This window comes from Pseudomonas sp. MF08831, from assembly GCF_059862645.1.
On the sequence record NZ_JCBCUX010000006.1, the window covers coordinates 1 to 14,342 of the forward strand.

Sequence of the window (14,342 nt, forward strand, 5' to 3'; positions counted from 1 at the left end):
GGCGGCCCACGGATTCAAGCCTTCGTTCGGGCACACCGAGCCTAAGCGAGGTGCCGAGTGGTGGGGCAAGAGCCCTTTGGTTACTTTGGGGCTTTTCCAAAGTGACCCGCCGTAAGGGCGGAACCCATACCCGCCATCACCCAAAAAACGGATACACACCCCAACCCTGAGCGATCAAAAAAGCCTACCCCCTGGCCGGCCCATTCCCGATCTGCCACACAAACGGGGGCTCAGTCCCGTTAATCACCCAGTCCCCGACAATCCGCGCCTTGTAGATCACCGGATTATGCGACGACACCGTCCGGGCATTCCGCCAGTGGCGATCGAGCGCTTTACCCTGGCGCACATCCGACGCCCCCAGCGCATTGAACAACTCCGTAGTGGCCCGCTGTACCAGCGCCGACACCACCACCTGCGCCGTTGCCGATTCAATCTCGGCTGCCACATTCGCCTCCCGCTCGGCCACCTCATCCCCCGCAAACCGCGCCAGGTACGCCTGTTGCGCCGGCACCGCCGCCTTCAACGCACTGGCCTCGGCGGCATACACCAGCGCCGCCACCTCACCCACCACTTGTTGAACCTGCGCATCCTGGCTGACATGCGCGGCATTGCCGTGGCTGTAGATACGCTTGCGACTGCGCACCTGATGAGCCACGTCGCTCAGTGCCGCACGACCAATCCCGGCCAGGCTCGCCAGCAACACCAACTGATAAAACGCGGTCTGGTACTTGAACCGAGTGGCAAAGTCGATGACGTTTTCCGCGTCCACCACGGCATCGGTAAAACGGCTGGTGCCGCTGCCGGTGGTGCGCTGGCCAAAGCCATCCCAGTCATCGCTTTGCACCACGCCAGGCTGGCGCGTGCGGGTGGCGGCGATCACATCGGCGCCGGTATCGCTGCGCTGGGCGTACACGTCGATCCAGTCGGAGAAAAGGCTGCCGGTGCTGTAGAACTTTTCACCGTTGAGTTTCCATTTATCGCCGTCGGGGCTCACTTGAGTGACCACCTCGCCAATGGCCACGTTGCCGATTTCGGTCCAGGCGCAGCCGACGATGTCGCCGTCGACAAAGCGCTTGAACCACAGGTCGCGGCCAGCGCTGGGTGGCGCATTCAGACGGTCCTCGGCGAAGGCGAAATGCCCGCGCAACGCCTGGGGCACATTCGAGTCGGCAGCGGCCAGCTCGATCAGCAACTCGAACAACTGCGGCAGCGACGCGCCACCGCCGCCGTATTCCGCCGGCACCCGCACTGCGCCAAAGCCGGCCTGCTTGAGCCATTGGATCGGTTCATAGGGCAGGGCGCGGGTCTGTTCGCGCGCTACCGCACCCGCGGCAATGCGCTCGAATATCGGCCGAAAACGCGCGGCCAACGTGGGGTAATCGGCACCCGTGGACAGCGGGTTGATGACGTGTTGCTCGGTCATGGGGGCAGCTCCTTGGCAGTATCAGTCCTTGGGGGATTGCACAGTTCGTGCCGATGGCGGCAGCCCGTGTTTGCGGGGAAGGCGGGCCATTCACTGTTGCTCCGGCAACAGCGGATCGACAAACCGGTGTGATCCATGACATTGACAGCTCAGCCCTGCGAGATTGGCATTTTTACCGCGACGCCCATGGCCAGGGCGTTTGCACCGGCCTGGCACGCTTGCTGCTCTAGCCCTGGAACATCCCTTCGTGCGAGGTACTGCCAGATGAGTCAGCAAGCCGTGAAATTTGCCTATTGGGTGCCCAACGTCAGCGGTGGGCTGGTGGTCAGCAAGATCGAGCAACGCACCCATTGGGGCATCGACTACAACCGCAAACTGGCGCAGTTGGCCGAAGCGGCCGGTTTTGAATACGGCCTCACGCAAATTCGCTTCACCGCCGGCTACGGCGCCGAAAACCAGCATGAATCCGTAGCCTTCAGCCATGCGCTGCTGGCGGCGACCACCACGCTCAAGGTGATCGCCGCCATCTTGCCCGGCCCGTGGCAACCGGCATTGGCGGCCAAGCAACTGGCGACGATCGACCAGCTCACCAATGGCCGTATCGCGGTGAACATCGTCAGTGGCTGGTTCAAGGGCGAGTTCCAGGCCATCGGCGAACACTGGCTGGAACACGATGAGCGTTATCGCCGTTCCGAAGAGTTCATCCGCGCGTTAAAAGGCATCTGGACCCAGGACGACTTCACCTTCAAGGGCGACTTCTACCGCTTCAACAATTACACCCTCAAGCCCAAGCCCCTTGGCCAACCGGAAGTGTTCCAGGGCGGCAGCTCGCGCGCCGCGCGGGACATGGCGGCGCGCGTGTCGGACTGGTATTTCACCAACGGCAACACCCCGCAAGGCATCAAGGCTCAGGTCGATGACATCCGCGCCAAGGCGGCGGCGAATAACCATTCGGTCAAAGTCGGCGTAAACGCCTTTGTGATCGCCCGCGACACCGAAGAAGAAGCCCGCGCGGTGCTCGCCGAAATCATCGACAAAGCCGACCCGGAGGCCGTGAATGCCTTTGGTGACGCGGCCAGGCAGGCCGGCAAAGCCTCACCGGAAGGCGAGGGCAACTGGGCCAAATCCAGTTTCGAAGACCTGGTGCAGTACAACGACGGCTTCAAGACAGACCTGATCGGCACGCCGCAGCAGATTGCCGAGCGCATCGTCGCGCTCAAGGCCGTGGGCGTGGACCTGGTGCTGGCCGGCTTCCTGCACTTCCAGGAGGAAGTCGAATACTTCGGCAAACGCGTGTTGCCGCTGGTGCGTGAGCTGGAAGCCAAGGCCGGGATCAAGCAAGTGGCTTGAAGAGCACCACCGCCGCGCGCAACTTGTTATTGCCAAAGCGGCACATGCGTTCGAACTCCCCATGACTGACCGGCAAGTGCTGGCAGTCCAGGGGCTGGCGGTGCTGGCTGTGGTCCACATCCGGGTCGTGCAGGTAGACAAAGTCGTCGTCGCAATCGGTGACCATCACCCAGTGCGGCGACTTGGAGCGGGTGAGGCGGTAGCTGCTGATCAACACCAGCGGCTGCCCGCCATCGCGCAATACCTGCGGCAAATCCAACGCGCCGCCGAGCACCTGCTCGACGTCGCTGCCGGCCAGTTCTTCTTCAAATGCTTCGTGCACCAGGCGCATGACGTCCTTTTTATGTTGGTCGCGCACGCCGTCCAGAAACAGCGGGCCGCGCACATTCACCTGCATGCGCACGCGAAAGCCCCGGCGCCACGCTGCCAGAGCCAAGCCTTGCGGGCTGCAGCCGCCGTGGCCGGCGGTCATGAACACGGTGGTCGCTTCACGCCAGATTTGCAGTTCTTCGCGCCGGCCGGCCACGCGCGTCGGCACCAGTGCGCCCATGGCCATCAGCAGGCACGCGGCGCCACAGGTGAAGTCGGTGGTTTGCTGGTAATACGGCACGTTTTGCGGGCGCGCGTCCTGGTGCTGGACGATGCGTTTTTCCAGGCGCAGGGCCGGTGCATGGTCTTCGTAATAGTCATTGATCAGCGCGAAGCGCCGGTAGCCATTGCGCTCGTACAAGGCGAGGGCGCCGGGGTTGTCGGTGCGCACTTCCAGGCGCAGGTAGGCGCAATCATGCGCCACGGCGCAGGCTTCGATGCGCGCCAGCAACTGCTTGCCCAGGCCCATGCCGCGCGCATGTTCGGCAATGGCGATGGAGTACAGGCGAGCCAGTGAGGTGCCGCGATGGAACAGCACCAAGGCGTAACCGAGCAAAACGCTGTCATTTTCGGCGACGAGCAACTGGCCATGAGCGCGGCTGATCATCCACTGGAAACTGCGCGGCGAAAGCCGGTCGGTGGTGAAACAGTGCTGTTCCAGTGCCACCAATTCGGGCACGTCAGCGGGGGTTGCAACGCGAAAGGAAAGAGCCATATGACCGCCGTAAAAGTTGCGTAACGAAACGGGACTTCTCTAAAAGATCGTGCTTAATAGAAAAGGTCGAGTTCTCTAAAGCGGATCAAATATTATGTCGGCGGTACAAAGTCATTGGCGTGAAGTATCCGAGCAAACCGTCGCGGCGACAATAACTTCCAACGGTTATTTTTCCGCACCTCTCAAGGGTTCCAGTCAAGTCGTGATCATTGTCGAACGCAAGGAAGATTGGGCTTCTTATTTCCCCAGCGAAGACATCGTCACCGCTCAGGAATACCTGGAGCAAACCCGCGAGAGCGAGACGGGCAAGCGCGTGCAGGTGATCAACCTGTGCCGCAGCTACAAGTACCTGGGGCATGGTTATTACTGCTCGCTGTTGGCCGAGGCGCGCGGGCACAAGGTGATTCCGTCGGTGCGCACCATCAGTGAACTGACGAAAAAGTCGCTGTATGGCCTGTCGCTGGATGACCTGGATAAAACCCTCGATAAAGCCTTGAGTCATCACCTCTACAGCAACACCGAAGGCTTTACCCTGACACTTTATTTTGGCCGGACCAATATAGAGCCGTTGCAGGAGTTGGCCCGTCAGTTGTTTGAAACCTTCCCGTGCCCGATTCTGTTAGTTGAGTTTCGCAAGAACAACGGCTGGCACATCGAAGGGGTCAAATCCGGCGTGTTGCACAAGTTGCGTGATGACCAGGAAGACCAGTTTGCCCACGCCCTCGACAACTTCAGCCGCAAGATCTGGCGCCAACCGCGTTCACGCAGGCTGGCCCGTTACGACCTGGCAATCCTGCACGATCCGCAGGAGCAATTGCCGCCCTCCAATGCCCGCGCCCTGGAAAACTTCGTGCGGGTCGGCAAGGGCCTGGGCATCGATGTGGAACTGATCGAGCGCAAGGATTACTCGCGCCTCGCCGAGTACGACGCCTTGCTGATCCGCGAGACCACCAGCGTCGATAATCACACCTACCGCTTCGCCAAGAAGGCCGAGAGCGAAGGCCTGGTGGTGATGGACGACCCGGCGTCGATTCTGCGCTGCACCAACAAGGTCTACCTCACCGACCTGCTCAACAGCCACCAACTGGGCATGCCGGCCACCGAGATTCTGTACAAGGAGCGACCGGAAGATTTCGAGCGGGTGGGCGAGCGCCTGGGCTTCCCGCTGGTGTTGAAGATCCCCGACGGCTGTTTTTCGCGCGGTGTGATCAAGGTGGAAAGCCAGGAGGCTTTGCTCAAGGCCACCGCTGAGTTGTTCGAGCATTCGGTGCTGTTGCTGGCCCAGGAATTTTTCTACACCGAGTACGACTGGCGCATCGGTGTACTCAACCGCAAGCCGATCTTTGCCTGCCAGTACTTCATGTCCAAGGGCCATTGGCAGATTTACAACCACAAGGCTATCGGCCAGGACATCAACGGCGAATGCCGCACACTGGCGGTCCACGAAGCACCCAAGGCGGTGGTAGAGCTGGCGGTGAAGACTGCCAACCTGATCGGCGACGGCCTTTACGGTGTTGACCTCAAGCAGTCCGGCGACAAGGTGGTGGTGATCGAGGTCAACGACAACCCCAACATGGATGCCGGTATCGAAGACGCCTACCTGCAAGACGACCTATACGCCCTGGTGCTGGAGGAGTTCGTGCGGCGCCTGGAGTTGAAGCGCCAGGGCCAGGTGTGGTGACGCGCGATGATCCAGCGCTTTGAATTGACCGGTGGGAAGTTGTGCGGCGCGGGAAGTGATGATGCGCCGATCATGTTGTTCAACAACCCGGACCTGGCCGAACGCGAATGGCTGCGCGACCACCACAAGCTGGATGAACATGCCCTGGCCTCGGCCCTTGACCCGGATGAAGTGTCACGCATCGAATTTCATCCCGACAACCTGTTCCTGATCTGGAAACGCCCGGAAAACTACTCCGGCGGCGGCAACCTGGTGTTTGAGGTGTCGTCGTGCGGCTTGTTGTTTTCGCAGGATCGCCTGCTGGTGATCGCCACCGATGAAACCCCGCTGTCCGGGCTCGGCGCGCGCCGGCCGCTGCACACGCCGTTGGATGTGCTGCTGGATTTGTTGCTCAACAACATCCACCACTACCTGGGCCACCTCAAGGTGATCAAGCTGGTTGCGCGCGAATTGCAGCAACAGTTCAACGCGTCGATGAGCAACCATCACCTGATGCAGATGTTCAGCCTCAGCGAAAGCCTGATCTACTACATCAATGCGCTGCACAGCAACGGCGCGGTGTTGTCGCGGTTGCGTAATCACGCTGAAAAAGAGCATTTCAGTGCTGAGATCCTGGGGTTGATCGATGACCTGATCATCGAGAACCACCAGTGCTACAAGCAGGCAGAGATCTACTCCAATGTGTTTTCCGGGCTGATCGATGCGCGCGGTAACCTGATGAACAACAGCATGAACAACCTGCTGCGCAAGTTGACCCTGATTAACGTGGTGTTCCTGCCGCTTAACCTGATTGCCAGTGTGGGTGGCATGTCGGAATTCAGCATGATGACGGCGGGTACACCGTGGTGGGTGTCGTACCCGCTGCTGATGGCCGCGATGGCGTTGGGGGCGGGCTTGATGGTGCTGGGGCTGAAGCGAATCGCGGGCGGGGCAAGTGTGGTGTGAGTACACAGCCGTTGCTGCGCTTAGGCCCGTTTGGTAGTGCGCCTTACCCACGCTCCGGGCCCGCGTTGCACGCCGAATCACCCTGGTGTAATCAGATCTAAAAATGTGGGAGCGGGCTTGCTCGCGAAGGCGGTGGGTCAGTTACAAATGAGCTGACTGTTCCACCGCCTTCGCGAGCAAGCCCGCTCCCACAAGTTGACCGAATTCAGCCTCCACCACCCGCAGTGCTTGGCTTTTCTGTGGGAGCTGGCTTAGCGGCGATGCAGGCACCTCGGGCCATCAGGTAAACAGGGTTGATGCCATCGCAGGCAAGCCAGCTCCCACATTTGATTGGGTTCAGCTTCCAAATCAGGCCGCCTTGGCTTTGCTTGTGATCTAACCACTTAACTGCTGTTACCCCAAAAATGGAGAGGCCCCAGCACCAGTCGCCACACCTACATCTACACTTCTCAATCAGGCACCTGCAAGGTAAGCACCTCAAACCCGTCGGCCGTCACCGCCACGGTGTGCTCCCACTGCGCCGACAGGCTGTTGTCCTTGGTCACCACCGTCCAGCCATCTTTCAAGTCGCGCACCTTGGCGCTGCCCTGGTTAAGCATCGGCTCGATGGTAAACACCATGCCTTCACGCAGTTCCAGGCCGGTGCCGGGGCGGCCGAAGTGGAGGATTTGCGGTTCTTCATGCATCTGGCGGCCGATACCATGGCCGCAGTATTCGCGCACCACGCTGTAGCCGTTAGCCTGCGCATGGCTCTGGATCGCATGGCCGATATCACCCAGGCGCGCACCCGGCCTGACTTGGCGAATGCCGGCCCACATGGCCTCAAAGGTCTGTTCCACCAGGCGCCGCGCCTTGGGCGCCACGGTGCCGATCATGTACATCTTGCTGGCGTCAGCGATAAAACCGCCTTTTTCCAAGGTGATGTCGATGTTGATGATGTCGCCGTCCTTGAGAATATCCTTGGCGCTGGGCATGCCATGGCACACCACCTCGTTGATCGAGGTGTTGATGCAGAAGGGATAGTCATATTGCCCAAGGCTTGCCGGGCGGGCGTTGAGGTCGTTACGAATGAACGCCTCGACGGCGCTGTCCAGCTCCAGGGTGGAGCGGCCGGCGGCGACAAAGCCGTCAAGCATGTCGAAAACCTTGGCCAGCAGGCGTCCGGATTCACGCATTACTGCCAGTTGGGCGGCCGTCTTGATCATCAGCTGCGCCCCCGGATCAGGTCGGGCTTGTCCAGCAACAGCTTGTTGATCAGCTCGTTGTAGGGCAGGTGCGGGTTGAGTTCGGCGAGCAGGCCGATCTTGATCCAGAACTCGGCCTGGGCGTTGATGGAGCGGTCCATGGCAGCGCTGGCCAGGCGGAGTTGTTCGTGCAATTGGTCGGTGATCTTGACGATGCCCATGACGTTCACTGTGTTGTATTGATATACAAAGCGTATACGTTTCGTATGCTTTCCGTAAACCCCTGCTGGATAATCGGTGGTTGGGCATTGACGTGGCCGGTGAGTGGCGGTTAATTTCGTGACATGACATTTCAAGCCTTCCGCAGCCAGCCAAGCATTATTACCGCCATTCCTCATTTGGCGGGATAGCACACGGCTGCACCCCAACCCGCCCTTGAGGCGGGTTTTGTTTTTCCGTCTCGGGGCCCTGTAAAAAAGCCAGGAGACACCCCATGAGCATGTGCCCCGCCCCCCACACCGCTGATACGGCATTGCTTGAACACTATGTGAAAAAGATTCTCGCCGCCCCGGTCTATGACCTGGCAGTGCGCACGCCCTTGCAAGCGGCACCGGCACTCTCGGCCTTGCTGGGCAATCAGGTGTTGCTCAAGCGCGAAGACCTGCAGCCGACTTTTTCTTTCAAAATCCGCGGGGCGTACAACAAGTTGGTGCAGCTGACGCAGGCGCAGAAGGCGCGGGGCGTGGTGACGGCGTCGGCGGGCAACCACGCCCAAGGTGTAGCGCTGGCGGCGCGCGAACTGGGGATCAAGGCAAGCATTGTGATGCCCTGCACCACGCCTGAGTTGAAGGTGCTCGGCGTTCGCTCCCGAGGCGCCGAGGCGGTGCTGCACGGCGAGAGCTTTCCGTTTGCCCTGGCGCATGCGCTGCAATTGGCCGAGACCTCGGGTTGCACCTTTGTTTCGCCATTCGATGACCCGGACGTGATCGCCGGCCAGGGCACCGTGGCGATGGAAATTCTGCGCCAGCAACAGGGCGCGCTGGACGCGATCTTCGTGCCGGTGGGCGGTGGCGGTCTGATCGCCGGGATCGCGGCGTATGTCAAATACCTGCGGCCTCAGGTGCGCATCGTCGGTGTCGAACCTGAAGGTTCCAGCTGCCTGTTGGCGGCGCTGCGCGCGGGCGAGCGTGTGGTGTTGCCCAGCGTTGACGGGTTTGCCGACGGCACGGCTGTGGCGCAGATCGGCGCGTATGGCTTTGAAATCTGCCGCGACTGGGTGGACGAAGTCATCACTGTCAGCAACGACCAGCTGTGCAGTGCGATCAAGTTGATCTATGACGATACGCGCTCCATCACCGAGCCATCCGGCGCGCTGGCGGTAGCGGGCATCCGCCAGTACGTGGCGCAAAACTCCGTGCGTGGGCAAACCCTGGTGGCGGTGAATTCCGGGGCAAATATCAACTTTGATAGTTTGCGACATGTTGCAGAAAGAGTCGCAGCGCAAGGTTCAACTTAGTGCATAACCGTTTAATCAACGCTGTTCGCCGAGGATTTGCGCTGAGTTTTCAGAGTTATATAAACCCGCGTGCCGCTTATGAGGAAAAGTTACAACGAGAACGGTTTTTGCCGAGTACGCTGGTGATTGTAAGCGTCTTCCAGGGTCGGTAAGACGTGGCAGGCACGCGCCTGCCGCACACATAACAATCTGTTGGCAGTCTCATGAAAGGAGAGGTTGGCCATGCTTTCGGAATTAGAACTTCGCAGTATTATTGAAGGAAGTTTCCTGCCTAAACGGTGCGAATGCACCAAAGCCGAAGATGCTTCGTTGACGATCAAAGTCTATGACGACCGTGACCGCGACCGGGTGGATTTGGAAGTAAAAGGTATCAACGCTGACAAACTCGACAGCAGTCGAGCCATTTGCAACCTGATCAGCGGCTTGCGCGAAGACCTCAAACACACCCATTCAACCGCTCTGCAAAGAGTGGGAGGGCGCGGCTAATCATCAGCCGTTGTTGCGAGGTTGAGTCACTGGGGAACTGCGGGCCTGGTAGATGCCAGGCCCAATACGGTTCTGCTGCCAGTGTGAAGGATCAATTCTGGAAATCGCAGGCTTCGGACATTTTCCGGTAGCCGACGTCTTCGACTTTGCCCGCAGTATCGACGAACTTGATATCGGCGTTGATGACTTTGCAAACGTTGGTGTCGGTTTCATGCATTGCAATCACCGTTTTAACGTTCATGGGCATGCCGTACTGGTAGGGCACCGGTTTGGTCGCAGTGGCTTGTGTGTCGGCCTGGGCCAGGCCCGAGACGGATGCCAGCGCCAATGCGCCGCCAAGCATCAAAGTGCGCAGTTTCATGGTAGTTCTCCGCAAGTGGGTACACCTTCACTCTCGGCTCGCGGGATTAACCATCGATTAATTTTGCCTTGGCTGACAAAACCTTCATCTATCAACCTTGAGGTGTTGGCTGACAAACAGCCCAACGCATTAGATGTGCCCGCCACCCGTCTCGGCCAGCAGGCTTTGCTCGCGCTGCCGCTCTTGCAGGGGCGGCGTGCGTTCTGACAGCAGGCCACCAAAGACGTGGCCTGCTGTGATGGGTAATCAGCCCAACTGAGCGCGGTATGGCAGGTCCGGCCCGGTCTTGCCGCACGTCAGGGCGGCGGCGCGAATGGCGAAGCCGAGCATGCTGTCGATCTGCTCGCGCGAAAGCTGTTGCAGGCCCTCTACCGAATCAAGCTGCTGCTCGGTCAGCCAGGCAATCAATGCCGCCTGGAAGGTGTCACCGGCACCCACGGTATCGGCCATCACCACCTTGACCGCCGGTGCAGACCAACTGCCGTGCTGGCGACTGAACACCGTTGCGCCGTCGCCGCCTCGGGTGAGAAACACCAGTTGGCAGCGGTGCTGCAACCAGCCTTGCAGCACGCTTTCCGGCGACTGGTCGGGGTAGAGCAGGTGCAGGTCTTCGTCGCTGACTTTGATCAGGTCGGCATGCTTGACCAACTCGCCCACGCGATCACGCCACAATTGGATATCCGGCTGCGGGTTCAGCCGCACGTTGGGGTCCAGGCTGATCAGGCGTTTGCCGCTTTCGCGCTTGACCAGGTGCAGCAGCGTGTCGCCGATGGGTTGTACCACCAGCGAAAACGAACCGATGTGCAGCCCGCGAATTTCATGGCCCAGCGTGGGCAAGTGCACCACCCGCAACTGGCGATCGGCGCAGCCTTCGCCGCGAAAGCTGTACTGCGGTGAGCCATTGGCGCCCACAGCCACCATCGCCAGGGTGGTCGGCGCGGGAAATTCGACCAGAAATTGCTCGCTGACGCCCTCGTCCTTGAGCACGTGCAGCAAGCGCTGGCCGAGAAAATCATTGGACAACCCGCCGAACAACGCGGAGTCGATGCCCAGACGGCGCAAGCCCACGGCCACGTTGAACGGCGAGCCGCCGGCAATTGCCTTGTAATTGACCTTGGACGCCTGACCGCTGGCATCCTCCTCGCTGAAAAAATCAAACAGCGCTTCGCCACACACCAGATACATAGTCGTTCGCTCTTAAAGGGTTGCCACGAGTTGTTGATAGCGCTCGTAAGCGTGTTGGTAGGCACTGACACTGGTCGCCACCGGCAGCGTGCGGCTGGCCGGGTCGACGCTTACGCATTTGTCGCACAAGCTGGCCAGGGACTCGCCGGACTGGCTCCACGCCGCCTGGATCGCCGCGCCCAGGGCGGCGGCTTCGCTTTGTTCGGTGCAGACGACTTCGGTGTTCATGATATCGGCGACCATCTGGCGCCACACCGGGCTTTTTGAACCGCCGCCGATCAGGCGGATGCGCAGGCTTTGCAGGCCGGTCTGGCGCAGCAGGTCCAGGCCATAACGCAGGCCAAAGGTGGTGCCCTCGACCACCGCACGGCAGAGGTTGGCGCGCGTCAGGTTGGTCATGGTCAAGCCGTGCACGCTGCCGGTGGCGTGGGGCAGGGCGGGCACGCGTTCGCCATTCAGAAAGGGCAGCATGCTGACGCCGTCGGCGCCAATCGGTGCCTGGGCGACCAGGGCGTTGAAGGCGGCCAGGTCGAGGTCGAACAGTTCGCGAATCACGCCGGTGGCGTTGGTCAGGTTCATCGTGCAAATCAATGGCAACCAGCCGCCGCTGGAGGAGCAGAAAGTCGCCACCGACGCTTGGGGACTCACAGTCGGCTGATCGGCAAACGCATACACGGTGCCCGACGAACCCAGGCTCATAGTAATCACGCCCGGTGCGATGTTGCCGGTGCCGATGGCGCCCATCATGTTGTCGCCGCCGCCACTGGAGACGCGGGCGTTGGGGTTGATGCCCAGGCGTTCGGCGATGGCTGGCAGGATCGTGCCCACGCTTTGATGCGCCTCGATCAGTTCAGGCAAAGCAGCTTGCAGGCGGCCGCTGGGGTCGATGTGCTGAAGCAGCGCCACGTCCCATTCGCGCGTGCGCACGTTGAAATAGCCGGTGCCCGACGCATCGCCGAATTCTGCGACGGCGCGGCCGGTGAGCCAGAAGTTGAGGTAATCGTGGGGCAGCAAGATATGCGCGATGCGTGCGAACACGTCCGGGTGCTGCTCGCGGGTCCATAGCAGTTTGGACACGGTGTAACCCGGTGCAATCGCCACGCCGAGGCGTTCCAGGGAGCCGCTTTCGCCACCCAGGTGTTGCAACAGGCGGTCGTTTTCGGGTGTGGTTTCGGTGTCGCACCACAGTTTGGCCGGGCGCAGCACTTGGCCCTGGTCATCCAGCAGCACCAGCCCGTGCTGCTGGCCGGAAACGCCGATGCCGAGGATGTCCTGGCCGTCCACGCCGGCCTGTTGCAAGGCGCGGTGCGTGGCTTCGGTAAAGGCGTCCAGCCATTCCTGGGTATGTTGTTCGCGCCGGCCATTGGCGCCGCTGATCAGCGTGTGCGCGGCGGCGCCCAGGCCCAGTACCTTGCCGCTGGTGGCGTCGAGGACGATGGCTTTGGTGCCTTGGGTGCCGCAGTCGATGCCAAGGTAAAGGTTTTGCTGGGTCATGGTGGAGTGCTCAGCAGTGTGGTTTTTTGGATTGAAAACCCGATCAAATGTGGGAGGGGGCTTGCCCCCGAAAGCAGTGGGTCAGTGAAGGGTATTTGACTGATACACCGCCATCGGGGGCAAGCCCCCTCTCACATTGTTAAGCCGATTTCTTCAAAAGGTTTTGCAGGGTTTGGGTAACGCCCTTGTCGCGCAGGCTTGCATAGCACCGCTCAAACGCTGCCACAAACTCGGGAGAATTGGGAATGGCCTTGCCAAAAATCTCCTCCACACCCAACAATCGCTGGCTGATCAACGCATCATCACTCACCAAATCCTGGCAAAACTGCGCACGTGGATCCGGGATCGTGTAGCTCACCCCATTCTCATCCACACCTTTCAAATACAGCGCCCAGGCCGCGACCACCAGCGCCGCGCGGTCAGTCTCACGCCCATCGGCAATCAAGCGATTGATCGTGGGCACGGTGAACTTGGGAAACTTCGACGAACCGTCCGAACACACCCGCTCCAACTGGTCGGCAATCGCCTGATTGGAGAAGCGATCCACCAGGGTCTGCTTGTATTCGGCGAGGTCGATGCCCGGCACCGGCGCCAGGTTTGGCGTGACGTCCAGGTCCATGTAGGCGCGCATGTAAGCGACAAACACCGGGTCGTTCATGGTCTCGTGCACAAACCGGTAACCCTTGAGAAAACCCAGGTACGTCAGGGCCAGGTGGCTGCCATTGAGCAGGCCAATCTTCATCTCTTCGTAGGGTGTGACGTCATCGGTGAACTGTACGCCGACCTTTTCCCAGGCCGGGCGTCCATTGACGAACTTGTCTTCCAGCACCCACTGCACAAAGGGTTCGCACACCACCGGCCAGGCATCGTCGATGCCATGCTCGTCATGCAGCTGCAAGCGGTGGGCGGTGCTGGTCATCGGCGTGATGCGGTCGACCATGGCGTTCGGGAAGCTCACGTTGGCCTTGATCCAATCGTGCAGCTCGGCGTTGTGCAGGGCAGCGAAAGCCAGCAGCGCTTTGCGCGTGACGGCGCCGTTGTGCGGCAGGTTATCGCAGGACATGACGGTAAACGCCGGCACACCGGCCGCGCGGCGTTGGGTAAGCGCCGCGCAGATAAAGCCGAACACGGTTTTCGGCGATTTGGGGTGCGCCAGGTCATGCTGGATCTGCGGCAGGTGGGCCATGAACTCGCCGTTGCTGTCGTCGATGCAGTAGCCGCCTTCGGTGATGGTCAACGAAACGATGCGAATCTGCGGGTCGGCGAGCTTGTCGATCAACGCCTGGGCGCCGTCTTCGGCCAGCAGCATGTCGCTGATCGAGCCGATCACGCGCACTTCGGTGTCGTCGGTGTCGCCCAGTTCATAGAGGGTGAACAGGTAATCCTGGCCAGCCAGGTCATCGCGAGCCTTGCGGTCTTCGGCGCGCAGGCCGACCCCGCAGATGCTCCAGTCAAGGCCCTCGCCCGTGTTCATCAGGGCATCGGTGTAATACGCCTGGTGCGCGCGGTGGAAACCGCCGACGCCGATATGCGCGATGCCCTGCGTGGTGCTGGCAATCGCATAGGACGGGATCTTCACTTGCGGCGCCAGTTGGGTCAGGTTCTGCTTATTCAGTTTCATCACAAATCTCGC

At 60.6% G+C, this 14,342-nt stretch carries 13 protein-coding genes; 5 read left to right on the plus strand and 8 right to left on the minus strand.

Annotation, left to right across the window (positions count from 1 at the left end):
- Positions 1 to 184: 184 nt before the first annotated feature.
- On the minus strand, positions 185 to 1,423 hold the full coding sequence (locus tag AC19YS_RS13975; protein WP_169366559.1) for an acyl-CoA dehydrogenase family protein: 1,239 nt from the start codon (positions 1,421 to 1,423) through the stop codon (positions 185 to 187).
- Between the two features lie 264 nt (positions 1,424 to 1,687).
- On the opposite strand from AC19YS_RS13975, the gene sfnG reads away from it, so the two are divergent.
- Positions 1,688 to 2,773, plus strand: a complete 1,086-nt coding sequence (gene sfnG, locus AC19YS_RS13980; protein ID WP_200624829.1) for a dimethylsulfone monooxygenase SfnG — start codon at positions 1,688 to 1,690, stop codon at positions 2,771 to 2,773.
- Here the strand turns inward: sfnG and AC19YS_RS13985 are convergent.
- Complete coding sequence (locus tag AC19YS_RS13985) at positions 2,757 to 3,857, minus strand: GNAT family N-acetyltransferase/peptidase C39 family protein (RefSeq protein WP_200624830.1); 1,101 nt, start codon at positions 3,855 to 3,857, stop codon at positions 2,757 to 2,759. The genes sfnG and AC19YS_RS13985 overlap by 17 nt on opposite strands.
- Positions 3,858 to 3,951: 94 nt before the next feature.
- Here AC19YS_RS13985 and AC19YS_RS13990 point away from each other — a divergent pair, with 94 nt between their 5' ends.
- Positions 3,952 to 5,538: a RimK family ATP-grasp domain-containing protein gene (locus tag AC19YS_RS13990; RefSeq protein ID WP_124417250.1), complete on the plus strand. Its 1,587-nt coding sequence runs from the start codon at positions 3,952 to 3,954 to the stop codon at positions 5,536 to 5,538.
- Positions 5,539 to 5,544: 6 nt separating this feature from the next.
- A complete protein-coding gene (locus AC19YS_RS13995) occupies positions 5,545 to 6,483 on the plus strand; it encodes a magnesium transporter CorA family protein (protein ID WP_169366562.1) in 939 nt (312 codons plus the stop codon).
- 449 nt (positions 6,484 to 6,932) lie between these two features.
- Here the strand turns inward: AC19YS_RS13995 and map are convergent, their stop codons facing one another.
- Positions 6,933 to 7,688 carry a type I methionyl aminopeptidase gene (gene map / locus AC19YS_RS14000; protein ID WP_106577873.1) on the minus strand — a complete coding sequence of 252 codons (756 nt, stop codon included), beginning with the start codon at positions 7,686 to 7,688 and terminating at the stop codon, positions 6,933 to 6,935.
- Entirely contained in the window at positions 7,688 to 7,888 is a 201-nt protein-coding gene (locus AC19YS_RS14005) for a ParD-like family protein (RefSeq protein ID WP_003190946.1), read from the minus strand. The genes map and AC19YS_RS14005 overlap by 1 nt, the downstream gene beginning before the upstream one ends.
- A 272-nt stretch (positions 7,889 to 8,160) precedes the next feature.
- Here AC19YS_RS14005 and ilvA point away from each other — a divergent pair, with 272 nt between their 5' ends.
- Positions 8,161 to 9,183 (plus strand): threonine ammonia-lyase, biosynthetic, encoded by a 1,023-nt coding sequence (gene ilvA / locus AC19YS_RS14010; RefSeq protein ID WP_200624831.1) that lies wholly within the window; start codon positions 8,161 to 8,163, stop codon positions 9,181 to 9,183.
- 222 nt (positions 9,184 to 9,405) lie between these two features.
- Positions 9,406 to 9,669, plus strand: coding sequence for a DUF1652 domain-containing protein (locus AC19YS_RS14015; protein ID WP_106577875.1), 264 nt, complete (start codon positions 9,406 to 9,408; stop codon positions 9,667 to 9,669).
- Positions 9,670 to 9,760: 91 nt separating this feature from the next.
- On the opposite strand, the gene AC19YS_RS14020 is transcribed toward AC19YS_RS14015, so the two are convergent.
- The 4 genes from AC19YS_RS14020 to AC19YS_RS14035 all read right to left on the minus strand — a co-directional run bounded on the left by AC19YS_RS14020 (position 9,761) and on the right by AC19YS_RS14035 (position 14,330).
- Positions 9,761 to 10,030 carry a DUF2790 domain-containing protein gene (locus tag AC19YS_RS14020; protein WP_124417253.1) on the minus strand — a complete coding sequence of 90 codons (270 nt, stop codon included), beginning with the start codon at positions 10,028 to 10,030 and terminating at the stop codon, positions 9,761 to 9,763.
- A gap of 246 nt (positions 10,031 to 10,276) precedes the next feature.
- Positions 10,277 to 11,215, minus strand: a complete 939-nt coding sequence (locus AC19YS_RS14025) for a carbohydrate kinase family protein (RefSeq protein ID WP_124417254.1) — start codon at positions 11,213 to 11,215, stop codon at positions 10,277 to 10,279.
- Between the two features lie 12 nt (positions 11,216 to 11,227).
- Positions 11,228 to 12,709: a xylulokinase gene (gene xylB / locus AC19YS_RS14030; RefSeq protein WP_200624832.1), complete on the minus strand. Its 1,482-nt coding sequence runs from the start codon at positions 12,707 to 12,709 to the stop codon at positions 11,228 to 11,230.
- A gap of 139 nt (positions 12,710 to 12,848) precedes the next feature.
- A complete protein-coding gene (locus tag AC19YS_RS14035; protein WP_200624833.1) occupies positions 12,849 to 14,330 on the minus strand; it encodes a mannitol dehydrogenase family protein in 1,482 nt (493 codons plus the stop codon).
- Between the last annotated feature and the right edge of the window lie 12 nt (positions 14,331 to 14,342).